At 70.8% G+C, this 25,031-nt stretch carries 16 protein-coding genes and 1 pseudogene; 7 read left to right on the forward strand and 10 right to left on the reverse strand.

The window, feature by feature from the left end:
- Positions 1–142: 142 nt before the first annotated feature.
- The 5 genes from ABT342_RS03800 to ABT342_RS03820 form a co-directional block, all read right to left on the reverse strand.
- A complete protein-coding gene (locus ABT342_RS03800) occupies positions 143–1,003 on the reverse strand; it encodes a siderophore-interacting protein (protein ID WP_351566522.1) in 861 nt (286 codons plus the stop codon).
- 397 nt (positions 1,004–1,400) lie between these two features.
- Positions 1,401–2,567 (reverse strand): acyl-CoA dehydrogenase family protein, encoded by a 1,167-nt coding sequence (locus tag ABT342_RS03805; protein WP_351566525.1) that lies wholly within the window; start codon positions 2,565–2,567, stop codon positions 1,401–1,403.
- A 2-nt stretch (positions 2,568–2,569) separates the two neighbouring features.
- On the reverse strand, positions 2,570–3,538 hold the full coding sequence (locus tag ABT342_RS03810; protein ID WP_351566528.1) for a hydroxymethylglutaryl-CoA lyase: 969 nt from the start codon (positions 3,536–3,538) through the stop codon (positions 2,570–2,572).
- Positions 3,531–5,570, reverse strand: a complete 2,040-nt coding sequence (locus tag ABT342_RS03815) for an ATP-binding protein (protein ID WP_351566531.1) — start codon at positions 5,568–5,570, stop codon at positions 3,531–3,533. The genes ABT342_RS03810 and ABT342_RS03815 overlap by 8 nt, the downstream gene beginning before the upstream one ends.
- A gap of 7 nt (positions 5,571–5,577) precedes the next feature.
- On the reverse strand, positions 5,578–7,194 hold the full coding sequence (locus ABT342_RS03820; RefSeq protein ID WP_351566534.1) for a carboxyl transferase domain-containing protein: 1,617 nt from the start codon (positions 7,192–7,194) through the stop codon (positions 5,578–5,580).
- A gap of 86 nt (positions 7,195–7,280) precedes the next feature.
- Between ABT342_RS03820 and ABT342_RS03825 the strand changes: the two genes are divergently transcribed.
- Complete coding sequence (locus ABT342_RS03825) at positions 7,281–7,874, forward strand: SACE_7040 family transcriptional regulator (protein WP_351566537.1); 594 nt, start codon at positions 7,281–7,283, stop codon at positions 7,872–7,874.
- Between the two features lie 70 nt (positions 7,875–7,944).
- Entirely contained in the window at positions 7,945–8,724 is a 780-nt protein-coding gene (locus ABT342_RS03830) for a phosphatase (protein ID WP_351566540.1), read from the forward strand.
- Positions 8,725–8,878: 154 nt separating this feature from the next.
- Here the strand turns inward: ABT342_RS03830 and ABT342_RS03835 are convergent.
- From ABT342_RS03835 to ABT342_RS03845, 3 genes and pseudogenes are all read right to left on the reverse strand, one after another.
- Positions 8,879–9,892: pseudogene (locus tag ABT342_RS03835) on the reverse strand (cation diffusion facilitator family transporter); the annotation flags it as partial.
- A gap of 121 nt (positions 9,893–10,013) precedes the next feature.
- The gene (locus ABT342_RS03840) at positions 10,014–10,877 is read right to left on the reverse strand and encodes an acyl-CoA thioesterase (RefSeq protein ID WP_351566543.1); all 864 of its coding nucleotides are present in this window, start codon (positions 10,875–10,877) and stop codon (positions 10,014–10,016) included.
- A gap of 34 nt (positions 10,878–10,911) precedes the next feature.
- Positions 10,912–12,069 carry an acyl-CoA dehydrogenase family protein gene (locus tag ABT342_RS03845; RefSeq protein WP_351566546.1) on the reverse strand — a complete coding sequence of 386 codons (1,158 nt, stop codon included), beginning with the start codon at positions 12,067–12,069 and terminating at the stop codon, positions 10,912–10,914.
- Positions 12,070–12,469: 400 nt separating this feature from the next.
- On the opposite strand from ABT342_RS03845, the gene ABT342_RS03850 reads away from it, so the two are divergent.
- The 3 genes from ABT342_RS03850 to ABT342_RS03860 all read left to right on the forward strand — a co-directional run bounded on the left by ABT342_RS03850 (position 12,470) and on the right by ABT342_RS03860 (position 20,155).
- Positions 12,470–17,215 (forward strand): RHS repeat-associated core domain-containing protein, encoded by a 4,746-nt coding sequence (locus ABT342_RS03850; protein WP_351566549.1) that lies wholly within the window; start codon positions 12,470–12,472, stop codon positions 17,213–17,215.
- A gap of 18 nt (positions 17,216–17,233) precedes the next feature.
- A complete protein-coding gene (locus tag ABT342_RS03855; protein WP_351566552.1) occupies positions 17,234–18,241 on the forward strand; it encodes a hypothetical protein in 1,008 nt (335 codons plus the stop codon).
- Between the two features lie 225 nt (positions 18,242–18,466).
- On the forward strand, positions 18,467–20,155 hold the full coding sequence (locus tag ABT342_RS03860; RefSeq protein WP_351566555.1) for a tetratricopeptide repeat protein: 1,689 nt from the start codon (positions 18,467–18,469) through the stop codon (positions 20,153–20,155).
- A 106-nt stretch (positions 20,156–20,261) separates the two neighbouring features.
- On the opposite strand, the gene ABT342_RS03865 is transcribed toward ABT342_RS03860, so the two are convergent.
- Positions 20,262–20,744 carry a hypothetical protein gene (locus tag ABT342_RS03865; protein ID WP_351566558.1) on the reverse strand — a complete coding sequence of 161 codons (483 nt, stop codon included), beginning with the start codon at positions 20,742–20,744 and terminating at the stop codon, positions 20,262–20,264.
- A gap of 365 nt (positions 20,745–21,109) precedes the next feature.
- On the opposite strand from ABT342_RS03865, the gene ABT342_RS03870 reads away from it, so the two are divergent.
- Positions 21,110–21,676, forward strand: coding sequence for a hypothetical protein (locus ABT342_RS03870; RefSeq protein ID WP_351566561.1), 567 nt, complete (start codon positions 21,110–21,112; stop codon positions 21,674–21,676).
- 3 nt (positions 21,677–21,679) lie between these two features.
- Here ABT342_RS03870 and ABT342_RS03875 read toward each other — a convergent pair whose 3' ends face one another.
- Positions 21,680–23,344, reverse strand: a complete 1,665-nt coding sequence (locus tag ABT342_RS03875; protein ID WP_351566564.1) for a PucR family transcriptional regulator ligand-binding domain-containing protein — start codon at positions 23,342–23,344, stop codon at positions 21,680–21,682.
- A 187-nt stretch (positions 23,345–23,531) separates the two neighbouring features.
- Between ABT342_RS03875 and ABT342_RS03880 the strand changes: the two genes are divergently transcribed.
- Positions 23,532–25,010 (forward strand): sodium:solute symporter family protein, encoded by a 1,479-nt coding sequence (locus ABT342_RS03880; protein WP_351566567.1) that lies wholly within the window; start codon positions 23,532–23,534, stop codon positions 25,008–25,010.
- The last annotated feature ends 21 nt before the right edge of the window (positions 25,011–25,031 follow it).

Genomic DNA, 25,031 nt, shown 5'->3' on the forward strand with positions numbered 1-25,031 from the left:
TGTCGTCCAAAACAAGGTTAGCCTAACCTAACTTTTGCGATCGGGAGGCCTCTGGGTCCCCGAAGTGCCCCCGACCACGTCACACTTCGGCCGGACGGGGCTGTCCCGCCCTCGTCCGGCCGCCTCGGGAATGGGCGGGCTTCTAGCCCTCGTCCTCGGCCGGTGCCTCGCGCAGGGCGTCCTCGCTCAGACCTCTGCGCCAGTAGCCGACGAACGTGACCCGGCGGCGGTCGAGTTCGCGCTCGCCCACCAGATGCCGGCGCAGCGCCTTGACCGAGCCGGACTCGCCCGCGATCCAGGCGTACGGCGCCGCGCCGGCGAACTCGGCGGCACGCACGGCCTCCACGGCGCCGGGCGCGCCCTCGTCCCGTACCAGCCAGGTGATGGTGGCGTCGGCCGTGGTGCGCAGCTCCAGCCGGTCATCGGCGTGCGGGACTTCGAGCCAGACCTGTGCCCGGATCCCGGCCGGCAGCCATTCGAGGATCGCGGCGGCGGCGGGCAGCGCGGTCTCGTCCGCCCAGAGCAGTACGGAGTCGGCGTCGCCGGGCAGCCGGAAGCGTACGGCCGTGTTGTCCGCGATCGCGGGCCCGAGGACCATCACACGGTCCCCGGCGGAGGCCTCCTGTGCCCAGCGGCAGGCGGGGCCGCCGTCCGTGTGCACGGCGAAGTCGATGTCGATCGCGGTGCTGCCATCGGGATTTCGCCGCTGTTCCCGCACGGTGTACGAGCGCATCACGGCCCGGACGTCGTCGGGCAGTGCCCGCCAGGCGCCGAGCGCGGCGTACATGGCGGGCTCGTCGTCGGCGGCCGGCACCGGGACGACGGGGGCCTCCTGGCCCGGGTGCGGGAGGAAGAGCGAGACGGACTGGTCGCGGCCTCCGGCGGCGAAGCCCGCGAGGGCCTCTCCTTCGAAGGTGACCCGGATCAGCGACGGGCCGAGCCGCCGTGTCCGTGCGACCTGCATGGGGAAGAAACGGAACGGGGTGGCCTCGGCGGACGTCATGGTCAGGCGGCCTTCTTCGCGGTCCCGACGGCGCCGTCAGCCGCAAGCGGTCCGCGACGGGCGAGATGGGAGGCGCGGGCTATGGGCATGGCGGTTTCGCTTTCGTGCGCGCCGGGATCGGCCTGGGCAAGAATGAAGATAGGTTAGCCTAACCTCATGCATTGTCCATGGGTGGCCCCGGCACGCACGGCGGCGCACGAGCGGCTAGGCCGTGTCTGACAAATCCCGCCTGGCGCGCGACGCCCGGCACGCACACTCGCCGCGTTGTCGGAGTCATCCAAGTACGTCCAGTACGAGGATGATCCTCCGCCTTGCGATTGCACGCACCGGACGCCGCGCGCCCCGCCCTGCGGGCGGACGGCGGTATGTGTCAGACACGGCCTAGCGGCCGGTCGACTCAGGCCGACAGCCCCAACTCGCGGGCGATCAGCATCCTTTGCACCTCGCTGGTGCCCTCGCCGATCTCCAGGATCTTGGAGTCCCGCCACATCCGGGCCACCGGATACTCGTTCATGAAGCCGTAGCCGCCGTGGATCTGGGTGGCCTCCCGGGCGTTGTCGACGGCGACCGTGGAGGAGTAGAGCTTCGCGAGCGCCGCCTCCTTCTTGAACGGCTCGCCGTGGACCAGTCGTGAGGCGGCGTCACGCCAGCCGATACGGGACATATGGGCCCGCATCTCCATGTCGGCGATCTTGAACTGGATGGACTGGTTGTCGCCGATCGGCCGCCCGAAGGCGCGCCGCTGCCTCGCGTACTTCACCGACTCGTCGACGCAGCCCTGGGCGAGGCCCGTCGCCAGCGCCGAGATCGCGATGCGGCCCTCGTCGAGGATCCGCAGGAACTGGGCGTACCCGCGGCCCTCCTCGCCCAGCAGATTGCCGAGCGGGACCCGGACGTCGGCGAACGACAGCTCGCGCGTGTCCGAAGCGTTCCACCCGACCTTGGAGTAGGGGGCGGCGACGGTGAACCCCGGGGTGCCGGAGGGGACGATGATCGAGGAGATGAGCGGCCGGCCGTCGTCCTTGCGGCCGGTGACGGCGGTGACCGTGACCAGCCCCGTGATGTCCGTACCGGAGTTGGTGATGAAGCACTTGGAGCCGTTGATCACCCACTCGCCGGACGCCTCGTCGCGCACGGCCGTCGTCTTCGTACCGCCCGCGTCGGAACCGGCCTCGGGCTCGGTCAGCCCGAAGGCGCCGAGGATCTCGCCGGAACACATCCGGGGCAGCCACTCGCGCTTCTGCTCCTCCGTACCGAAACGGAAGACGGGCATGGCGCCCAGCGAGACACCGGCCTCCAGGGTGATCGCCACGGACGAGTCGACGCGGGCCAGCTCCTCCAGGGCGATCCCGAGGGCGAGGTAGTCGCCGCCCATGCCGCCGTACTCCTCGGGGAAGGGCAGGCCGAACAGGCCCATGCGCCCCATCTCGCGCACGATCTCGTACGGGAACTCGTGCCGTTCGTAGAAGTCGCCGATCTTGGGGGCGACGACGTCGTGGGCGAACTCCTCGACGGTGCGGCGGAGTTCCTCGTGCTCGGGTGTGAGCCGGTGGTCGAGGGACATGGTCAGGGCTCCTTGTGGGAGGAGTCCGCGCCCGCGAGGGCACGGACGGTGCGGGACGGGCTGGGACGGCCCAGCTGTTCGGCCATCCACACGCTGGTGGCGGTGAGCCGGCCGAGATCGACCCCGGTGTCGATGCCGAGGCCGTGGAGCATCCACACGAGGTCTTCGGTGGCGAGGTTTCCGGTGGCGCTCTTCGCGTACGGGCAGCCGCCGAGGCCGCCGGCGGAGGAGTCGACGGTCGTGACTCCGTGCTCCAGCGCGGCGAAGGTGTTGGCCAGCGCCTGGCCGTAGGTGTCGTGGAAGTGGACCCCGAGGGCGCTGGTGGGCACCCCCTCCTCGTTCAGCTCGGCGAGCAGGGTGAGGACATGGCCGGGCGTGGCCACCCCGATGGTGTCGCCGAGGCTCAGCTCGTCACAGCCGAGGTCCATGAGCCGCTTGGCGACGCGGACGACCTGGTGGATGGGGACCTTGCCCTCCCACGGGTCGCCGAAGCACATCGAGAGATAGCCGCGCACATGGATCTTGTCGTCCTTGGCGCGGGCCACGACCGGCTCGAACATGGCGAGGGACTCGTCGATCGTCCGGTTGAGATTGCGGGACGCGAAGCTCTCGGTGGCGGACCCGAAGACGGCGATACGGCGGGCCCCGAGGGCGATGGCGCGGTCCAGGCCCCGTTCGTTCGGGACGAGGACGGGGAAGGTGACGCCCTCGATGGGGCTGACCATGGGGAACAGCTGCTCGGCATCGGCCAGTTGCGGCACCCACTTGGGGTGGACGAAGCTCGTCGCCTCGATCGTCGTCAGCCCGGCATCGGCGAGGCGGCGGATGAACTCCGCCTTGACGCCGGTCGGGATGACACCCTTCTCGTTCTGCAGCCCGTCGCGCGGGCCCACTTCATGGATCCTCACCCGGGGCGGAAGATCCGGGACGGGCACCTCCATCGGCAGCCCGCCGGGCAGTCCCTCAGCCATCGGTCGCCTCCGGGGTGACGACGGCCAGGACCTGGTCCATGGCGACGGTGGTGCCGGGGGTGACGTCCAGCTCCGTGACGACGCCCGCGTGCGGGGCGGAGATGACGTGCTCCATCTTCATCGCCTCGACGACGAGCAGGCTCTGACCCGCGGTGACCTCGTCCCCGACCGCCACCTTCACGACGGTGACGGTGCCGGGCATCGGGGCGGCGAGCGTGTCCACACCCTGGCGGGCGGCGCCGCGCAGGCTCTCGGTGACGGGGTCGTGATCCTGGAGGTACCAGGAGTCGCCGTCCCGCCCGAGCCAAACCCCTCCGGGGGTGTGGGCGTAGGTGAAGGTGTGGGTGACGCCGTCGAGCTCGATGGTCACGGTGTCGCCCGGCTCCGAGTGCGCACCCGGTGTGTCCGTCCTCGATCTCCGGACGGGGTTGAACCGGGCGCCGTCCACGAGAAGCTCGGCGTCGCTCGTGGCACCACGGACCCCGACCGCCACGGGGTCCTGGCCCGGCACGCGGAAGTGGCGGTGGGTCCAGGCCGCCTCGCCGCCCAGACGCCAGCCGTTCGGCACCGCGAACGGGTCGACCCAGCCGTCCGGGCCCTCGGGCTGGGAGGGCTGCCGCAGCAGCGCCGCCGCCGCGTACACCTCGTCCGGCACCCCCTGCGGCACCAGCCCGTCCACCTCGCGCTCCACGAGTCCCGTGTCCAGGTCCCCCGACACCACCGCCGGGTGGGCGAGGAGGCGGCGCAGGAAGCCCGCGTTCGTCGGGATGCCCAGGGTGACCGTGTCGGCCAGGGCGGCGCGGAGTTTGCGCAGCGCGGTCGCGCGGTCGGGGCCGTACGCGATCACCTTGGCGAGCATCGGGTCGTAGAGGCTGGAGACCTCGGTGCCCTGGCTGAGGCCGGAGTCGGTGCGGACGCCGTCGCCCTGGGGCTCGTGCAGGGCCAGGACCGTACCGCCGGACGGCAGGAATCCGCGCGCGGGGTCCTCGGCGCAGATGCGGGCCTCGACGGCGTGGCCCGTGAGGGCGATGTCCTCCTGGGCGAAGGGCAGGCGCTCGCCCGCCGCGACGCGCAACTGCCACTCGACCAGGTCCAGGCCGCCCCCCGCGATGGACACAGCGAGTTCGGTCACCGGGTGCTCGACCTGGAGGCGCGTGTTCATCTCCATGAAGAAGTACGAGGAGGGGTCACCGCCGGGGACGATGAACTCCACCGTGCCCGCGCCCCGGTAGCCGCACGAGCGGGCCGCCTGCACGGCCGCCTCACCCATCGCCGCGCGGATCTTCTCGTCCAGCAGGACGGACGGCGCCTCCTCGATGATCTTCTGGTGGCGGCGCTGGAGAGAGCACTCGCGCTCGCCCAGATGGACCACGTTGCCGTGGCCGTCCGCCAGGACCTGGATCTCGATGTGTCGCGGCCGGTCGATCCACCGCTCCACGAGCAGGGTGTCGTCACCGAACGCCGCCCGCGCCTCGCGCCGGGCCGCCGCGATCTCCTCCAGGAGCGCGGACTCCACCCGGGTGAGCCGCATGCCCTTGCCGCCGCCGCCCGCCGACGGCTTCAGCAGGACCGGCATGCCGATCTCGCGGGCAGCCTCGGCCAGCTGGTCGTCCGTCAGGCCCGAGCCCGACGAACCGGGCACCACCGGCACCCCGGCCTCCCGCACCGTCTCCTTGGCACGGATCTTGTCGCCCATCAGGGAGATCGCCTCGGCGGGCGGCCCGATGAAGACCAGTCCCGCCTCCTCGCAGGCCCGCGCGAATCGAGCGTTCTCCGCGAGGAAGCCGTAACCGGGGTGGATCGCCTGGGCCCCGCTGCGGCGGGCAGCCTCCAGCAGCCGCTCCACCGACAGATAGCTCTCCGCGGCCGGTGGCGGCCCGAGCCGGACCGCGGTGTCCGCCTCGCGCACATGGCGGGCGTCGGCGTCCGCGTCGCTGAACACCGCGACCGAACGGATGCCCAGGGCCCGCAGCGTACGGATGACGCGGACCGCGATCTCCCCGCGGTTGGCGACCAGAACAGTCTCGAACATCAGTCCCTCACATCCGGAAGACGCCGAAGCCGGGCGCACCCAGCGGAGCGTTGGCACAGGCGGTCAGCGCGAGCCCCAGCACCTGCCGGGTCTCCAGCGGGTCGATGACCCCGTCGTCCCACAGCCGGGCCGTCGCGTAATAGGCGTTCCCCTGCTGCTCGTACTGGGCACGGATCGGGTCCTTGAACGCCTCTTCCTCCTCGGCCGGCCACTCCTCGCCGCGCCCCTCGATCTGGTCGCGCTTGACGGTCGCCAGCACCGAAGCGGCCTGCTCGCCGCCCATCACCGAGATCTTCGCGTTCGGCCACATCCACATGAACCGGGGTGAATACGCCCGGCCGCACATCGAGTAGTTCCCCGCCCCGTACGAACCGCCGACCACCACCGTCAGCTTCGGCACCCGGGTGCACGCCACCGCCGTGACCATCTTCGCGCCGTGCTTGGCGATGCCCCCCGCCTCGTAGTCCTTGCCGACCATGAAGCCCGAGATGTTCTGCAGGAACAGCAGCGGGATGCCGCGCTGGTCGCACAGCTCGATGAAATGCGCGCCCTTCTGGGCGGATTCGGCGAACAGGATGCCGTTGTTCGCCACGATCCCGACCGGGTGGCCGTGGATCCGGGCGAAGCCGGTGACGAGCGTCGTGCCGAACTCCGCCTTGAACTCCTGGAAGCGGGAGCCGTCCACGATCCGCGCGATGATCTCGCGGGCGTCGTACGGCGTCCGGGAGTCCACCGGCACCGCCCCGTGCAGCCCGAACGGATCCACCTTCGGCTCCTCGGCCGGCTCCACCGACCAGGGCAGGGGGCCGCGCTCCGGGAGCGTCGCGACGATGTTGCGGACGATCCGCAGGGCGTGCGCGTCGTCCTCGGCCAGATGGTCGGTGACACCGGAGACCCGGGAGTGGACCTCGCCGCCGCCCAGCTCCTCCGCCGTGACCACCTCGCCCGTCGCCGCCTTCACCAGCGGCGGACCACCCAGGAAGATCGTCCCCTGCCCCCGGACGATCACGGCCTCGTCGCTCATCGCCGGGACGTACGCCCCGCCGGCCGTGCACGACCCGAGCACCGCCGCGATCTGCGGGATACGGGCACCCGACAGCCGTGCCTGGTTGTAGAAGATCCGCCCGAAGTGATCGCGGTCCGGGAACACCTCGTCCTGCATCGGCAGGAACGCGCCGCCCGAGTCGACCAGGTACACGCACGGCAGCCGGTTCTCCAGCGCCACCTCCTGGGCGCGCAGATGCTTCTTCACCGTCATCGGGTAGTACGTGCCGCCCTTGACCGTGGCGTCATTGGCGACCACCACCACCTCGCGGCCGCTGACCCGCCCGATTCCGGCGATCACCCCGGCGGCCGGTGCCTGCCCGCCGTACATCCCCTCCGCCGCCAGCGGCGCCAGCTCCAGGAAGGGCGAGCCCGGGTCCAGAAGCGTGTCCACCCGGTCGCGCGGGAGCAGCTTGCCGCGCGCGGTGTGGCGGGCGCGGGCCTTCTCGCCGCCGCCCAGTCGCGCGGCGGCGAGCTTCTCGCGCAGTGTGTCGGCCAAGGCGCGGTGTGCCGCCTCATTGGCCTGCCAAGCCGCGGATGCGGGATCTGCCGCACTCGCCAGCACAGGTGCCTGCTGCATCCCGCAGGGCTCCCTTCGTGTTAATGAGCGTTAACCCATTTCCTTCAGGTTAACGACCGCTAACCGGGTTGTCTAGAATGAATGGCATGAGCACCCGGACCGATGCCCTGACCCGCCGCGAGCAGATCCTCAAGGAGGCCGCCCGCCTCTTCGCCGAGCGCGGCTTCCACGGCGTCGGCGTCGACGAGATAGGCGCCGCCGTCGGCATCAGCGGCCCCGGTCTGTACCGCCACTTCGCCGGCAAGGACGCGATGCTCGCCGAGCTGCTCGTCGGTATCTCCGGCCGGCTGCTGGACGGCGGCAGGCGCCGGGTCGCCGAGGCCGACGGCGTCCCGCAGGACGTGCTCGCCTCGCTGATCGACGGGCACATCGACTTCGCCCTCGACGACCGCCCGCTCATCACCCTCCACGACCGCGAGCTGGACCGGCTGCGCGACAGCGACCGCAAGCTCGTACGACAGCTCCAGCGGCAGTACGTCGAGCTGTGGGTGGACGTGGTCCGCCGACTGCACCCGGACGTCCCCGAGGGCCAGGCCCGCGCGGCCGTGCACGCCGTGTTCGGGCTGCTCAACTCCACCCCGCACCTCGGTTCGTACGGAAACGGGCTGCCCGGCCGCGCCGCGATGGAGGCGCTGCTGCGCAAGCTGGCCCACGGCGCGTTCGCCTCGCTGTCCGGCTGAGCCCCCCGAACGGACGTCCAGGGGCCGGGACGCACGGCACGCTCCGCACTCCTGACGGCACAATGGGCGCATGCCGATACCGAACCGTGCCGCCCTCGTCGACCACCTCGTCCGCACTCGTATCGCCGGAGACGTCGCCACACCCCGCGACAACAACCTCTCCCACTACCGCAAGCTCGCCAACGGCGACCGTCACTACTGGCTCGGACTGGATCTCGGCGACCGCTGGACCGACGAGCAGGACGTACTGGCCGTCATGGCCGAGCGCTGCGGCGTCAACGACGATCCGCAGCACCGGTTCGGACAGGACACCATCGACCCGGAACTGACCGTCGACGCCCTCGACCGGTTCGCCGCGCGGCTGCGCAAGGCCGCGGCCGGGAAGGAGTCGGTGCTCTTCGCGACCGGCCACCCCGGCGGGCTGCTCGACGTGCACCGCCAGACCGCGGACGCGCTGCGGGCCGTGGGCTGCGAGATCATCCGGATCCCGTCCGGGCTGACGGCGGACGAGGGCATGGTGTGGCAGTTCGCCGACGTCGCGGTGCTGGAGCGCGGCGCGACCCTGTGGCACACCCATTCGCCGGAACCGATGGCCGCGATTCTCAACGGCCTGGAGCGCGAGGGGAGACCGCGTCCGGATCTCGTGATCGCCGACCACGGCTGGGCCGGCTGCGCGGGTCAGCGCGGCATCGACGCGGTCGGATACGCCGACTGCAACGACCCGGCGCTGTTCATCGGCGAGGCGGAGGGCACCCTTCAGGTGACGATTCCGCTGGACGACCATGTCACGGACCCTCGCTACTACGACCCGATGACGGCGTATCTCCTGGACGCGGCGGGCCTCCTGTGAGGCCGCCGGGCTCACCCGGCGACCGCACCTGACCACCCCCGGCCCCCTGGCCGGGGGCCCCGGTCCGCGGCCGCACCTGATCCGGCCCCCGCGTCGCATCCAGGCTGTGTTCACCCGAGGGACGGCCCTCGGCCCCCAGGCCGGTGTCCCCGGACGGCGGCCGCACCTGGTGCACCCCCGGCGTCGGGTCCAGGTACACCCTTCTGATCGCCGGGAAGCGCTGGCGCAGTTGGTCCTCCGCGTCCTCGCAGGCCCACTCCACCTGTTCGGCCGACGCCACGTCCCGGAAGCCGACCTTCGCCGCGATCAGGATCTCGGCCGGGCCCTGGATGAGCGTGCTCAGCTCCCGTACGTCCGTGATGTGCGGCACGGACAGCAGCTCCTCGCGTACGCCGTCCCGCATCCGGGGCGGCAGGGCCCGCCCGATGAGCAGCTGCGCGTTGCTGCGGCCCAGGACGAGGGCCACGTACACCAGTAGCGTCCCGATGAGGATCGAGGCGACGCCGTCCCAGACGTACGAGCCGGTGATCTGCGCGCCCGCCAGTCCGCCGGCGGCGAGGAGCAGCCCGCTCAGCCCGGCGGAGTCCTCCATGACGACGGCCTTCACCGCCGTGTCGGGGGTGTAGCGCAGATAGCGCCGCGCGGGCGTCCCGAAGCGTGTCGCCTCGCCGCGGATCTGGCGGATGCCGGTCCGCAGGGAGTAGCCCTCCATCAGGGCGGCGACGGCGAGCACGAGGTACGAGACGAGCGGGTCGCCGAGCTGTTCGCCGTGGGTGAGCGTGTGGATGCCGTCGTACACGGCGAAGACCGCGCCGCCGACGAAGGTGGCGACGGAGGCGAGCATCGCCCAGATGTACCGCTCGGGACCGTAGCCCAGCGGATGCTCGTCGTCGGGCGGCTTCTCGCTCCGCTTGAGGGCGGTGAGCAGGAGCACCTCGGTGACCGTGTCGGCGACCGAGTGGGCGGCCTCGGAGAGCATCGCGCTGGAACCGCTGATGGCTCCGGCGACCGCCTTCGCCAGGGCGATGCCGAGGTTGGCCAGCCCCGCGACGATGACGGTGAAGGTGCTCCGGGGGACTTCGCCGGTCTCGATCCGCTCCTCGGGCGGTACGGGTGCGTCCGGTGGCCCGTCGGACGGGCCGCCGCCGGTGATCTGGTCGCTCGCCATGCTGGTGAGCGTATGTCCGATATGTGCCGGTCGCGCTGCGGGCCGGTCGTGGTGTGGGCCGGTCGCGCGGTGTCGGGCGCGGTGGTCGGGGGGGCTTCGGGGCGGACGGCGCGCCGCGAGGTCAGTCGCGCGGGACGCGGACCACGCCCTCCTGGATCACCGAGATCGCCAGCTGCCCGTCCTGCGTGTAGATACGGGCCTGCCCGAGCCCCCGCCCGCCGTGCGCGGAGGGCGACTCCTGGTCGTACAGCAGCCACTCGTCCGCCCGGAACGGCCGGTGGAACCACATCGCGTGGTCCAGCGACGCGCCGACGACGTCACCGACCGCCCAGCCGCCCCGCCCGTGGGCCAGCAGCACCGAGTCGAGCAGCGTCATGTCGGAGACGTACGTGGCGAGGCAGACGTGCAGCAGCGGGTCGTCGGCCAATTTGCCGTTCGTACGGAACCACACCTGGGAGCGCGGCTCGCGCGGCTGCCCGACGGTGCCCCACGGCGGTGCCTCGGCATAGCGCAGATCGACCGCGGCGCGGGCCTGGACGAGCCGCTCGGCGACGTCGGGCGGCAGATGGCGCGGCAGCATCTCGGCGGCGGTCGGCAGCGTCTCCGGGTCCGGCGCGGACGGCATCCCGGCCTGGTGCTCCAGGCCCTCCTCGTACGTCTGGAAGGACGCGGAGAGGTGGAAGATCGGATACCCGTGCTGGACGGCGACGACCCGGCGCGTGGTGAAGGAGCGCCCGTCGCGGATCCGGTCGACCGTGTAGACGATCGGGGCGCCGGGGTCACCGGGGCGCAGGAAGTACGCGTGGAGCGAGTGGGCGGTGCGGTCCGCGGGTACGGTGCGGCCCGCGGCGACCAGGGCCTGTGCGGCGACCTGGCCGCCGAAGACGCGCGGCACGAGGGCCGAGCGGCTCTCGCCGCGGAAGATGTCCTGCTCGATCCGCTCGAGGTCGAGCAGACCGAGCAGGGAGTCCAGAGCCTCGTTCATGTTTGAACAGTATGCGTTCGGCGGGTCAACCGACCTACAGGCCCATGTCCTTGGCGATGATCGACTTCATGACCTCACTGGTGCCGCCGTAGATCCGGTTGACGCGGTTGTCGGCGTACAGGCGGGCGATCGGGTACTCGTTCATGTAGCCGTAGCCGCCGTGCAGCTGGAGGCAGCGGTCGATGACGCGGTGGGCGACCTCGGTGCAGAACAGCTTCGCCGACGCGGCCTCGGCGGGGCTCAGCTCGCCCGCGTCGAGGGCCTCCAGGGCGCGGTCGGCGACGGCCTCGGCGGCGTCCACCTCGGCCTGGCAGGCGGCCAGCTCGAACTTGGTGTTCTGGAAGGAGGCGACCGTCTTGCCGAAGACGGTGCGCTCCTGCACGTACTGCTGGGCGAACCGGACGGCGGCCTTGGCCTGCGCGTACGCGCCGAAGGCGATGCCCCAGCGCTCGGACGGCAGGTTCTGGCCGAGGTAGTAGAAGCCCTTGTTCTCCTCGCCGAGCAGGTCCTCGACCGGGACCTTCACGTCGACGAACGCCAGCTCGGCGGTGTCGGAGGTGCGCAGGCCGAGCTTGTCCAGCTTGCGGCCGATGGAGTAGCCCTCGGACTTGGTGTCCACGGCGAACAGGGAGATGCCGAAGCGGCGGTCGTCCTCGCGCGGGGCGGACGTACGGGCGCAGACGATCACACGGTCGGCGTGCACGCCGCCGGTGATGAAGGTCTTCGCGCCGTTGAGGACGTAGTGCGTGCCGTCCTCGGAGAGCTTGGCGGTGGTCTTCATGCCGGCGACGTCGGAGCCGGTGCCCGGCTCGGTCATCGCCAGCGCCCACATCTCCTCGCCGCTGACGAACTTCTCCAGGTAGCGCTTCTTCTGCTCGTCGGTGGCGAGCATCTTGATGTACGGGAGGGCGAGCAGCACGTGCACACCGGAGCCGCCGAACTGGACACCCGCGCGGGAGGTCTCCTCGTAGAGCACGGCCTCGAACTTGTGCGTGTCCAGGCCCGCGCCGCCGAACTCCTCCGGGACGTTGATGCCGAAGATGCCCAGCTCACCGAGCTTGTAGTAGAAGTCGCGCGGCGCCTGACCCGCGGCGAACCACTCGTCGTAGACGGGGACGACCTCGGCCTCGATGAAGGCGCGGATGGTCTCCCGGAACGCCTCGTGGTCCTCGTTGAAAACGGTACGGCGCACGGACGCCTCCTTCGGAGATGACGGGCTGGACGGCTCAAGCGATTGTCTAAGCGCTTGCTCAGATTAAGTTACCCGGCAGTTCGCAAGTGTGTCCAGAGTGAGGTGCGGCACGCTTGGGGGCTTGGCCCGGGGTGCGCCTGGGTGCGCCGGGGGAGCGGTGGCCGGAGCCGGGGCGCGAGAGGGGTCGAGGGGTGGTCGTCCAGCACCTCGACGCGGCGCGCCATGATCGCCGCGTCCACCGGCTCCTGTTGGGTCGGCCCGCTGCCTGACGTTGAGCCTTGAGCCTGCCGCGCCGGTCTCCAGACACCTTGGAACCGCCCAGGGTCTGTTGGCAGTCTCATGACATGCTGGGTGATCATCAGGTGATCTGACTGCGTGTTGAGGCGGGGGCTGTTGCGTCGTGGGGTACACCATTCCCGAGGGCGTCGACACGATGCTGGATGTCGTCGGTGTGGGGTGGCCCAACGTCGACGAGGACGCGTACCGCGATATGGCGGACGCGTTGCGGGAGTTCGCGGACGACGCGGACGACGACGCGCACTCTGCGCACGGGCACATCCAGCGGTTGCTCTCCTCCGGGCAGAGCGAGTCGCTGACAGCCCTGGACGACCACTGGGGGAAGGTCCAGAAGAAGAACAAGGACGTGGCCAAGGCGGCCCGCACGATCGCCGGGGCGCTGGACCGGGTGGCCGACCTCATCGTGGCCCGCAAGATCATGGCCGTCGGCGAACTCGCCGACCTGGCCGCCACGGTGGGCATCACCCTCGCGCTGGCGCCAGTCACGGCGGGTCTTTCGACGCTGCTGGCGGGGGCGAAGATCCTGGCCACCCGTGCCGCGTTCAAACAGGTCCTGAAGGAGATGGCCGACCTCGCGGTCGCCGAGATCGTCGCCATCCTCGCCGAACCGGCCGTCGCCGCGCTGGAGAACATCGCGGCCGACCTCGCCATCCAGGTCGCCCTCAACGTGGTCGGCGTGCAGGACGGCTACGACGCCGGCCAGACCGTGCAGGCGGGCAAGGAGGGCCTCCAGATCAACTCCGCCGGCGGGCCGGGCGGCGGCGGCCCCGGTGGCGGACCGGTGATCGACCACGACGCGCACGGCACGGCCGGCGGCAAGCTGAGCGACGTACAGATCGCCATGGAGGGCAAGACCGCCGGCAAGATCGGCAAGGCCAAGACCGCCCACGGCCGCGCCAAGGGCAAGGACTCCCTCACCGCCGTCCTCGACACCACCCTCGAGGGCGTCATCGAAAAGCTCACCAAGGGCCACAAGGACCTCAGCAAGCACACCGGCACCGACCTGCCCAAGTCCATGAAGGCGGGCTCGAAAACCCACCGGGACACCGACCAGGACGTCCGCGACCGCCTCAACAAGATCACCAAGGGGGAGAAAACGGACGCCAAGGAGGGCGACGGGCGGCCTGGCAGTGGTGACGGACGACGGCGCGGAAGGGACGGAGACCGGCGGGGCCAACGCCCCGACTCGCTGCGGGAAGTACAGAACAGTCCCCGCGAGAAGGGCATTTCGCTGTCCAAGCGCCGCTGCAAGACCGACCCGGTCGACGTGGCCAGCGGCGAGATGGTGCTGCCGCAGACGGATCTGGAGCTGGCCGCGGTGCTGCCGCTGGTATTGCGGCGTACGCACATATCCGGCTACCGCTACGGCCACTGCTTCGGACCCAGTTGGGCCTCCACCCTCGACGAGCGCCTGGAGCCGGCCGGCGGCGGCGCGATGTGGGCCCGCGAGGACGGCTCGATCCTCTTCTACCCGAACCTCCCCCGCGAGACGGGCGAGCAGATCTGGCCCCTCGAAGGCGACCGCCTGCCGCTCACCTACGTCGGCACCAGCGCACTGGGTGCCATCACGTACGCCGTGACCGACCCGCACACGGGCGGCCTGACCCGGCGCTTCACCGGCAACCCGTACCAGGCGGGCGGCCTGTACTGGCTGTGCGAGATCGAGGACCGCAACGGCAACGCCCTCCACATCGGCCGCACCACGGACGGCCTGCCCACCACCGTGATGCACGAAAGCGGCTACCGCGTCCTGGTGTCCTCGGACCCGGACCTCGACCGCGTTACCGCCCTGGCGCTGCACACCCCGGACGGCCCTATACGGATCGCGTCCTTCGGCTACGACAGCGATGCCAACCTGGAAGCCGTCACCAACTCCTCGGACCTGCCGCTGCGGTTCACGTACGACCAGGACTCTCGGATCACGTCCTGGACTGACCGCAACGACTCCACCTACCAGTACATGTACGACACCGCCGGCCGCGTCATCCGCACCGTCGGCCCGGACGGCTTCCTCTCCTCGTCCTTCGACTACGACACCGAGGCGCGCATCACGCGCTTCACCGACTCCACCGGCGCCACCGCTGTCTTCCACCTGAACGAACTTCTCCAGGTGGTCGCGGAGACAGACCCGCTCGGCGCCACGGTCACCCAGAGCTGGGACCGCTACGACCGCATCCTGAGCAGCACGGACGCCCAGGGCAGAACCACGACGTGGACCTGGGACGACCACGGCAACCTCATGGCGGTCCGGGAGCCCGACGGCACCGTCAGCACCGCCGAGTACGACGAGCTCGGCATGCCCACCGTCGTGACCGGCCCGGACGGCGCCGTATGGCAGCGCGAGTACGACGACGCCGGGAACAACACCGCGCTCATCGCCCCGGACGGCACGACCACCCGTTACGACCACGATCCCCACGGCGGCATCGTGGCCGTCACCGATGCCACTGGTGCCACCGAGACGTTCCGCCCCGACGCAGCCGGGCTGCCCATGACCAGCACTGACGCCTTGGGTAACACCTATACCTTCACCCGTGACGCGTTCGGCCGGCCGACCAGCATGACCGACCCGCTGGGCGCTGTCACGACAATGGAATGGAACGTCGAAGGACAGCTGCTGCGGCGCGTCGAACCGGACGGCACCGAACAGACCTGGGCCTACGACGGCGAGGGCAACTGCCTGACCCAGACCGACGCCAACGGCGGTGTAACCCGCTACGAGTACACCCACTTCGACCTGCTCACGGCCCGCACCGAACCCGGTGGCTCACGCTACGAATTCGGCTATGACACCGAACGACGCCTGACGGAGGTCCGCAACTCCGCTGGACAGACATGGCGGTACGAGCATGACAGGGCCGGCCGGGTCATCCGCGAGACCGACTTCGACGGCAGGACGCTCGCCTACACCCATGACGTCGCCGGCCGGCTCCTGGCCAGGACCAATCCTCTCGGCCAGACGGTCACCCATCACATGGATGACATGGGCCGCATCCTCGCGAAGGACGTGGACGGAACTGTCACCTCCTTCACCTACGACCGGGCGGGCAGGCTCACCAGCGCCCGCTCGCCCCACTCCACCCTGGCAATGGAATGGGACCCGCTCGGCCGCCTCACCGCCGAGACCGTCGATGGCCGCACCACCCGTTTCACCTACGACGCCGTCGGGCGCTGCACCAGCCGAGTCACCCCCAGCGGAGTGCGCACCTCGGAGATCTACGACGCGGCCGGCAACCGCACCCGTATGGACCTTGCCGGACACCCTCTGGTCTTCACCCACGACGGTCTCGGACAGGAGCTGACCCGCTCCTTCGGACTGCCTGAGCGCCCCCTCACCCTCACCACCGCCTGGGATGTCCAAGGACGCGTCAGCGAGCAGTCACTCACCGCCCAGGGCAGAACGCTGCGCTCCCGCGCGTACAGCTACCGGGCCGACCACTACCTCCAGACAGTCACCGACCGGGTGACGGGGCGGTCCCGTCGCTTCCGGCTGGACGCTGACGGCAGGCCGCTGGGCGTGGATGCGAACGGCTGGAGCGAAAAGTACCTCTACGACAACGAGGGCAACCAGACCGAGGCGAACTGGCCTGACGGGGCCCCGCACCCCGAGTCGAGGGGGCCACGCACCTACGACGGCACGCTTCTGCGCTCCGCCGGGGCACTGCACTACACCTATGACGCGGCCGGCCGCGTCATAGAGCGCCGAAAGAAGAGGCTGTCCCGCAAGCCCGACATCTGGCGATACGAATGGGACGCGGAGGACCGGCTGGTCTCCTGCACCACGCCGGACGGTGTGCTGTGGACGTACGCGTACGACGCCTTCGCCCGGCGTACGGCCAAGCGCAGGTACGACGCCGACGGCCGGATCGTCGAGGAGACCCTCTTCAGCTGGGATGGCGGCCAGCTCGCCGAACAGACGGACAGCGCCACCCGCACCACGCTGACGTGGGAATACGACGGATACCGGCCGCTGGCCCAGGCCGAGACGCGCGGGCGCCCGGGCGACGGCGACGCAAGCGGCGACGGAGATGACAGCGGCGACCAGCAGGACGTCGACGCGCGCTTCTTCGCCATCGTCACCGACCTGATCGGCACGCCGACCGAACTGGTCGACGAGTCGGGCTACATCGCCTGGCACAGCCGTGCCACCCAGTGGGGCACCACCACCTGGAACCGTGACGCGTCCGCGTACACACCGCTGCGCTTCCCCGGCCAGTACGCCGACCCCGAGACCGGGCTCCACTACAACCACTTCCGCCACTACGACCCAGAGCCGGGCCGCTACCTCACCCCCGATCCGCTGGGGCTGGACCCGGCGCCCAACCCGGCCGGGTACGTGGGTAATCCGGCGACCATGTCCGACCCCATGGGGCTTGCGCCGTGCATGCAGAGCATGGAGGACATGGCGGTGCAGATCAACAACCTCAAAACCAACCCCCAGGCCCGCGAGAAGCAGACCGTCGCCATCATCCACGCGCAGACACCCAACGGGCCGGTCACCTTCGTCGCGGGGACGAGTAAGAGCAAGCTCGACAAGGCTCAGGTGCTACTGGCGAAGCAGCTCGGGCTCGTGCCACTGCCCAATGACCAGTACATGAAGGTTCCCAAGGGCGACAAGGGAGGTCACGCAGAGCAGAACATCCTGCAATTCCTCCACAGAATGAACGAGGGGAAGAAAACACCCACCTGGCTGCCCACACACGGAGCAGCCTCGAACGTCGTCTGTAAGAAGTTCTGCTACCCGATCATCCTCGGTACCTCCGGGGCCTCGCACGGACTGGTGCATCCACACACCCAGGGGACGCAACAGAAGCAGTTCTACTGGCCCGCACGACACTCCGTAAAGTGAACAAGGTAAACAAGGCACATGGAATACACACACCTCGCCGCCGAGCTCCTGGCTCAGGAAACACTCCCCGGATTCGGTGAATGGCGCGGGCATCACGACGCCTGGCAGGCGCGCGACCGCGCGAACTGGCTGGTGGCGCGGGACAAGGGCGAGATCACGGTCGGACGTATCGATGAAGATCCCTCCCGCGTCTTCGCGTGGCAGCGCCGCTGGTCCTCCCCGCAGCCCGGGCCGAGTCACGGTTTCGCCTCCCCGTTGCCGGACGGCGGTCTCGCCGTGAGCGGCAGCGGCATCGTCACCGTGTACGAGGCGAACGGCCGGGTGCGCTGGGCACACGAGCACGAGCCCTGGTTCGACCAGCACATCGCCTCGGGCGCCTGTGTCGCCGATCCGTCGGGGCGCCGGCTTCTCGTCACGATGGCAGGTCCGACGGAGGAGGACGGTTCCTACCCCGGCGACCTGTGCGTCGCTCTCGACCTGGCCGACGGCGGGCGCATGGCCGAGACCGTGCTGCCGTCCGCGTCCGCCGGCTACTCCTTCCAGCAGTCCCTCACCGACCCGACGCAGATTTTCCTGAACGCGGCAATGGGCGATACGTTCCACTCCCTCCTGGTCACGCTGAAGGACGACGCGCTCTGGGCGGAGCCGGTGGGCCTGGAGGACGAACCGTTCGCCGGTCTGAGTGTGAACGGCGCGTTCCTCAAGCTGGACGTGGGGGGAGAGTGGCTGAGCCGGTACGAGGCCGGGCAGCCCGATGTCAGCGTTGACGCCGCGGACGTCCTGCCCGAAGACCTGCGCTTCGTCGGCTACAGCCCGGGATTTCTGGACACGGACCGCGTCCTGGCCGCCATCGCCGAGGACCAGGACTCCGAGGACAACCGGCACCTGATCCTCAACGGCCGCACGCTCCAGCCGGTCGCCGAACTGGACTACCCGGGAGCAAGCAGCTTCGATCCGCTGGCGCTGGGCGACGGCACATGGCTGACCATGGACGGTGACACGGTCCAGCGCTGGCGCACGGCGTGAGCCGGAAGGCACACGCGGACAGCGCACGGCTCGGCATTGAGATCGTCCAGGCCTGGGAACGAGCTCATCCGGCCTGAACCGCCGAGACCCGTGCAGGGTGCTGACCCTGATTCTCGACCCGCGTGGCGCCGGGCGTGGTGCTCGCCGTGACGCGCGGCCCGTGAACTCCGTTCCAAAGGCGGCCTGCGGTTGGCCGAGTTCCGGCAAGATGAAACGATCTCGCGCATGGCACAACAGAACGAGCAGCAGACCATCGAGGCCTGTGGTGAGGCCCTCGTTGCCGCCGCCCTCGCGGGTGACGAGGAGACCGCCCGCCGGCACACCGACTTCTTCGTGCTCGGCCGCCGGGTCGACGAGGGAATCCCGTACTGGGAGCGGGCGGTCGAGGCGGGCGATGCCTTCTCCGCGTACACGCTCGCCCGCTACCGCAAGATCCGCGGTGACCGCGCCGAGGCCGAGCGGCTCTACCGCCTCGCCGCCGAGCGCCACTCCGGCTGCGCGTACGGTCTGGCCGTACTGCTCCAGGAGAACGGCGACCCCGAGGCCCCAAGATGGTTCCAGGAGGGCTGGGACATGGGCGGTCGGCTCGACTGCAAGATCGAGCTGGGCAAGCTCCTCGCGGCCGAGGGGAAGCCGGCCGAGGCGGCGAAGTTCCTGATGAAGGGCGTGGACATCGGGGACATCGCGGTCTTCGAGTGGGTGCAGCTCTTCGAGCGCATACGCAAGGACTTCGATCAGGTCGCCGAGGACCTCGAAGCGGCGGAGGCGGCCGAGGACGGCGAGGCCGCGTGGGAGGCGCTGGAGCCGCTGCGGGAGATGGACCGGGAGTTCAAGGACTATCCCGGGCTGACCGCCGAGGCCGGGGAGTACTTCCGCAGGGCCGGACAGCTCAGTCCGTCGGCCCTCGTCGAGCACGCGCTCTTCCTCGAGCGGTGGCACGCCGACGACCGCTGGGCCGAGGTCCGCGAACTCCTCCTGCGCGCCCACGCCACGGGGTACAACGGCGCTGCCTACCTGCTGGGCCTGTTCAACGAGGAGCGCGGCGAACTCGCCGAGGCCGAGCGTTGGTACACCCTCGCGGTCGACGCCGGGCACCGGGCCGGGCGGAAGCTGCTCTCCGACCTGTACAGGCGGCAGCGCCGGCTCGACGAGGCGGAGGCCTTGCTGAGCGAGCTCGACCCCGACGACGAGTCCGTCGCCGAACGCCTCGCCAAGATCGCCCGGCTCCGCGAGGAGGACGAGGTGCCGCACGAGCAGGACCTGCGCCGGCTGCCGGAACTGCGGGAGCGGGCAGAAGCGGGGGACCTCCAGGCGTCGTACGCGTACGGGAAGATGCTCTACGAGTGGGGTGGGGCGGCGGCGCGCTGGATGGTCCCCCGGCACGAACCCGCGGCGCTCGCCGGCGACGCGGCGGCAGCGGCCGATCTCGGGTGGCTCTACCGCGACCTGGGCGAGCCCGTGCGGCGCGACCACTGGAAGCGGATCGCCGCGGAGGCCGGGGACCACGACGCCTGCAGCGACATGGGCTGGCTCTCCGACTACCACAAGGACTACCAGGAGGCCGAACGGTGGTACATCCGCGCGGCCGCCGACGGCAGCGCGCTGCACGCGATGTTCGCGGGCAAGGCGATCGCCCAGCGCGGCGGGTACGAGGAGGCTGAGCCGTACCTCCGCAAGGCATGGGAAGACGGCCGCGAGGAGGCGTTCGGAACCGAGACGGCGGGCTACTACGGCCTCGTTCTGAACCGGCTCGGACGCCATGCGGAGGCCGTGGAGCTGCTGCGCGTGGCCGCCGAGAACTGGTGGGACGACGTGCGGGTGCGCTACAGCCGGGATGACCTGGACGTGCTGTCCCGGATGGTGGACCCGGAGGAGGAACTGGAGGCCGCCGAGGAGGCGCTGGCGGCGGGCTGAGCGACGGCGGCCTCCCGCTCGGCGGGCGGGCGGCGCGGTCGATCGCGCCGAACGGGGCGGTGTACGCGAACGGGTGGCGCGGCGGGCTGCCGTCGGCCAGGCGTGCTCATCCCGGGCCGAGTGGCTGCGGGCCCGGTGGTGAGTCCTCGCTGTCGTAGGAGGCCAGTGCCGCCTGGCGGTGTGTCATCAGCTCGCCGAGGTCCTCGGGGGTGACACGCTCGCGTGCCAGCGCCACCGTGGCTCTGCCCTCGACCGCGGCCCATGCGTGCCGCGCGCGTTTGTTGGCCCTGCATCTGGTGTCGCTCCGGAGGAAGCCCGCCCCCGCCGCGAACCCGGCGGAGGCCAGGGCGAGCAGCGCCGCGGGGATGCGCGCGTCCGCCGTGGCCAGGCCGGCCGCTCCTGAGGTCCCGGCGAGCAGGGCGGCGGGGAAGCCGAGAGCGACGTGGGCCTTGGCCCAGAACTCGGCCCGGCGGTGGGCGAGTGTCTTGTGGCGCGTCGCCTCGTCTCGTAGCCGCTCGATCTCGGCGCGGAGGTGGCGTGCGGGCTCGTCCGGGTCCCGGGTCGTGGTTCCGTCAGCGGGAGAAGCCATGTGGGTATTCCAACACGGCTGTGGAGCAAGGGACTTGGTGCGTGGCGACAGCCTTCGGGCCCGGGAGTCGTGGGCTTTCCACGGAACCGGGGAAGCACGGTGACGCGGGCGCGTCTGAATCATTCGACGCCCCGCAACCACACTCACCGTGGCGTGTTTCTCCTCCGGCTCGACAATCACCTGCAGGATCTGGTGAGGGACATGACAGACAGCGGTAGGGGTGCGAGAGGGACCCGAAGCGAGCTCCGCAGTGAGTTGCGCGCCATCGGCCGAGCGGTCGAAGACGAGCTCAAAACCGGCAAACCAGGTCCCAATGCTGTCTGGACGGCGTAACGATGGCTGACACAAGTGCAAGTCCCCGTCGGGTGTACCGACTGCTTTCCGCTCTCAGGGAGTTCCGTACGCTCTATCTGGTCGACCTCTCGCTGACCAAGGTCAATCGCTGGCAGCGCAGCGGTCGTTCCGAGGACTGCCCCGAGGAGATCACGGCGGAGTGGATCGGAAATCCAGTACTGCGCGTGACCGAGTTCCCCGCTGGGTACCCCAGTGCCCCAGTGCTCAGCCGTCGGCTCGTGGACGCTCTCCACGACGACCTGACGGCGGCCGGCAGGTTCGTCCCCGTCCGGACCGACGACGCGGACGCCGGTGAGTTCCTTCTCTACGCGGTCGAGGCGGTCGTGGACTGCCTCGACGCGCGGCGGTCCTCGAAGCCGAGGAAAGCGACGGGGCACATCAAGCAGGTGGTCTTCCAGCAGGACGCTCTGCCCTACGACCTGCCCGCTTTTCGCATCCCGGAATGGCCGGGAGCCGTGTTCTGGAACGGCTGGGCCGCCGACCGCCTGGCCGAACTCCTCGGTGACGACCTCGAAGCGCGCCTGGTGTGGTCGGACGACCGGAGCCTCACCCCGCACCCCGACCCGATGGGGTTCTGAGGGTCAGCTGTAGCGCAGCGCGAACCACAGCTCCATCCGTACGTCCGCGTCGTCCAGGTCCACCCCCAGCAGCGTCGCGCAGCGCGCGATCCGCTGGCGGACGGTGTTGCGGTGGACGCCCAGGGCCACGGCCGTGCGGTCCCAGCTGCCGTGCAGCGAGAGCCAGACGCGCAGGGTCTCGGTGAGCGCGGGGGAGTCGGCGACGGGGCCGAGGAGGGCGCGGGCGTGGGTGGCGGCGTCGGTCGGGGGGATCAGCTCGGTGAGTCGGCCCGCGTCGCGCTGGCGGGCGAGGGGCTCGCGGGTGGCCTCCGCGCGGCGCAGGGCGCGGGCGGCGGCGGTGTCGGCGGCGGTCAGGGCGTCCGGGGCGGCGGGGGCGCTCACGCCGAGGGTCCAGCCGGGCTGGGGCTCGACGCGCCGGTCGCCGGAGAGCAGGACGCGTACGGTCGCCCCGTCCGTGTCCACGAGTTCGCTGCCCAGGGCCGCGCCCAGTGATGAGGCCGCGATGCGGTCGGGCAGTCCGGGACGGGTGGCGTGCACCACGGTCCAGGGGCCAGGGCCGAGCGCCGGGGCGACGTCGGCGGGGTCCCCGCCCAGGAGGAGGCGTACGAGGGCTGCGGAGCGGCCGGTGGCGTCGGCGCCCTGGTGCGGGGCCGTGAGCAGCGACAGCAGGACGACCGCGACGCCCGCGATCGTGTGGTCCCCGGGCTCCCGCCCCTCGGCGGCGATCCCGAGGACCAGGCCCTCGCCGCCGCCGAGCGCGTACGCGGTGAGGCCCAGCCCGGCGGCGCTGTCACTGGCGGTGGCGGGCGGTCGCCGCGCGGCGCTTCCGGCGGTCCCTGTGGCTGTGCCTGTGCTTCCGGCGGGCCCCGCGCTTCTGCCCGTCCCCGTGCCTCCGGCTGTCCCCGCCGTGCCCCCCGCCCCCCGCGAGCCCGCGGTGCCTGCCGTGCCCGCCGCCCCCTCCCCTCGCCCGCCCGCCGTGTCGGATTCCTCCTCCACCGCCGTCGGCCGTACCACCGTCGCCAGCCGCGCCAGCGCCACCCGCACCTCGCGTGACGGCGTACGTCCCGCCATGTGGAGGGCCGAGCCGTCCGGGGCCAGCAGGACCGTCCAGCCGCCCAGCCGGGACGCCAGCTGTTGCATCACCGCCGGGACCGGGTCGGGGCGGGCCGCCGCGGACGCCAGGCCCTGCTGGGCCTCGGTCACGCGGCGCAGCTCCTGGAGGCGGGCCTGGGCCATGAGGCGCCAGACCGCGCGGGCGATCGCCGTGAACGGGGTCTGCGGCGGCACTTCGAGCAGCGGGAGGTGGTGGCGTTCGCAGGCCGCCACGAGCGCGGCCGGGACGGTGTCGTACACCGGAGCCACGCCGAAGCCGATCGCCGCGCCGCCCGCCTCGGCCACCCGGGCGGCGTACCGGTCCATGTCCGGATCGGTCAGCTGCACGCCCGCCGTGAGCAGCAGCTCACCGCCGAGCAGATACGGGTACGGGTCGGCCATCTCCGAGGTGTGCACCCACTGGATGTCGACGTCCTCAGGACCCGCCACACGGCGCAGGCCGAGGTCCTCACGGGCCAGCAGCGCGGCCAGCCGGATCGGCTGAGCGGGCGGTCCGGTGGGCCCGGTGGGCCCGGTGCGCCCGGCGGGGGTGGTGGAGGCGGTGGGGTCCGGCATGGTGGACGATCCATCCCGTCGCGTCTTCCAGGATGGAGGAAACGTACACTTCTTCGTCGCTTTTCGGCCACCTATGGTCGTCCCATCCAGCGGCCGCGGGTACGGGCGTATGTCCCCGCACAAGAGCTGCTGCGTCCCCTCACATCCCCGCACGACACGCCACCGAGAGTGAGCGAAGGAGGCCCCCATGGCCGTCGACTACGCAGTGATCGCCGTCTATCTGGCCGGCATGCTGGCCATGGGCTGGTGGGGCATGCGCCGCGCCAAGTCCAAGAGCGAGTTCCTCGTGGCGGGCCGCAGGCTCGGGCCCTTCATGTACTCCGGCACGATGGCGGCCATTGTCCTCGGCGGCGCGTCCACCATCGGTGGCGTCGGCCTCGGCTACAAGCACGGACTCTCCGGCGCCTGGATGGTCTTCACCATCGGCCTCGGGCTCCTCGCGCTCTCGGTCTTCTTCTCCGCGCGCATCGCCCGGCTGAAGGTCTACACCGTCTCCGACATGCTCGACCTGCGTTACGGCGGCCGGGCCGGCCTGATCACCGGCATCGTGATGTGGGCCTACACCCTGATGCTCGCGGTCACCTCGACCATCGCGTACGCCACGATCTTCGACGTCCTCTTCGACATGAACCGGACGCTCGCGATCATCCTCGGCGGCTCGATCGTCGTCGCGTACTCGACGCTCGGCGGCATGTGGTCGATCACCCTCACCGACATGGTGCAGTTCGTCGTCAAGACGATCGGTGTGCTGATCCTGCTGCTGCCCATCGCCGTGATCAAGGCGGGCGGCTTCGCCGAGATGAAGGCCCAGCTGCCGGCCGACTACTTCGCCCCGCTCGGCATCGGCGGCGAGACGATCTTCACGTACGTGCTGATCTACACCTTCGGCATGCTGATCGGCCAGGACATCTGGCAGCGGGTCTTCACCGCCCGCAACGACAAGGTCGCCCGCTGGGGCGGCACGGTCGCCGGTACGTACTGTCTCGTCTACGCCCTCGCCGGTGCCGTCATCGGTACGGCGGCGAAGGTCCTCTTCCCGAACCTCGCCAGTGCGGACGACGCCTTCGCCACCATCGTCAAGGCCGAGCTCCCCATGGGTGTGCGGGGTCTGGTCCTGGCCGCCGCGCTCGCCGCGGTGATGTCGACCTCCTCCGGCGCGCTGATCGCCTGCGCCACCGTCGCCAACAACGACATCTGGCAGCGGCTGCGAGGTGCCTCCCGCACGAGCGGCGACGACGTCGACCACGACGAGGTGAAGGGCAACCGGGCGTTCATCCTGGTGATGGGTGTCGGGGTGATCCTGATCGCGATCGCGCTCAACAACGTGATCGAGGCGCTGACCGTCGCGTACAACCTGCTCGTCGGCGGACTGCTGGTCCCGATCCTCGGCGGACTGCTGTGGCGGCGCGGCACGGTGCACGGCGCGCTCGCCTCGGTCGCCGTCGGCGGACTGGCCGTGGTGGGTCTGATGGCCGCGTACGGCATCCTCGCCACCGAGCCGATCAAGTACGGTCTGCTGGCCTCGCTCGTCACGTACGTCGTCGTCTCGCTGGCCACCCCGCCCACCGACGAGGCGATCCTGGCCAACTGGCGCGAGCGCCTCGCGGGCCGCGGCCCCGAGGGCGCCCAGGAACCGGCCGCGGAATCGGTCCCGGCCACCCACTGAAGCCCGATACAGTCATACGAC

This window comes from Streptomyces sp. NPDC000410, assembly GCF_040300305.1.
Classification (GTDB): Bacteria; Actinomycetota; Actinomycetes; order Streptomycetales; family Streptomycetaceae; genus Streptomyces.

Excerpts from the sequence above, each read along its gene's own strand:
- ABT342_RS03800 (WP_351566522.1), bottom strand. The coding sequence starts at position 1,003 with ATGACGTCCGCCGAGGCCACCCCGTTCCGTTTCTTCCCCATGCAGGTC.
- ABT342_RS03805 (WP_351566525.1), bottom strand. The coding sequence starts at position 2,567 with ATGTCCCTCGACCACCGGCTCACACCCGAGCACGAGGAACTCCGCCGC.
- ABT342_RS03810 (WP_351566528.1), bottom strand. The coding sequence starts at position 3,538 with ATGGCTGAGGGACTGCCCGGCGGGCTGCCGATGGAGGTGCCCGTCCCG.
- ABT342_RS03815 (WP_351566531.1), bottom strand. The coding sequence starts at position 5,570 with ATGTTCGAGACTGTTCTGGTCGCCAACCGCGGGGAGATCGCGGTCCGC.
- ABT342_RS03820 (WP_351566534.1), bottom strand. The coding sequence starts at position 7,194 with ATGCAGCAGGCACCTGTGCTGGCGAGTGCGGCAGATCCCGCATCCGCG.
- ABT342_RS03825 (WP_351566537.1), top strand. The coding sequence starts at position 7,281 with ATGAGCACCCGGACCGATGCCCTGACCCGCCGCGAGCAGATCCTCAAG.
- ABT342_RS03830 (WP_351566540.1), top strand. The coding sequence starts at position 7,945 with ATGCCGATACCGAACCGTGCCGCCCTCGTCGACCACCTCGTCCGCACT.
- ABT342_RS03840 (WP_351566543.1), bottom strand. The coding sequence starts at position 10,877 with ATGAACGAGGCTCTGGACTCCCTGCTCGGTCTGCTCGACCTCGAGCGG.
- ABT342_RS03855 (WP_351566552.1), top strand. The coding sequence starts at position 17,234 with ATGGAATACACACACCTCGCCGCCGAGCTCCTGGCTCAGGAAACACTC.
- ABT342_RS03860 (WP_351566555.1), top strand. The coding sequence starts at position 18,467 with ATGGCACAACAGAACGAGCAGCAGACCATCGAGGCCTGTGGTGAGGCC.
- ABT342_RS03865 (WP_351566558.1), bottom strand. The coding sequence starts at position 20,744 with ATGGCTTCTCCCGCTGACGGAACCACGACCCGGGACCCGGACGAGCCC.
- ABT342_RS03875 (WP_351566564.1), bottom strand. The coding sequence starts at position 23,344 with ATGCCGGACCCCACCGCCTCCACCACCCCCGCCGGGCGCACCGGGCCC.
- ABT342_RS03880 (WP_351566567.1), top strand. The coding sequence starts at position 23,532 with ATGGCCGTCGACTACGCAGTGATCGCCGTCTATCTGGCCGGCATGCTG.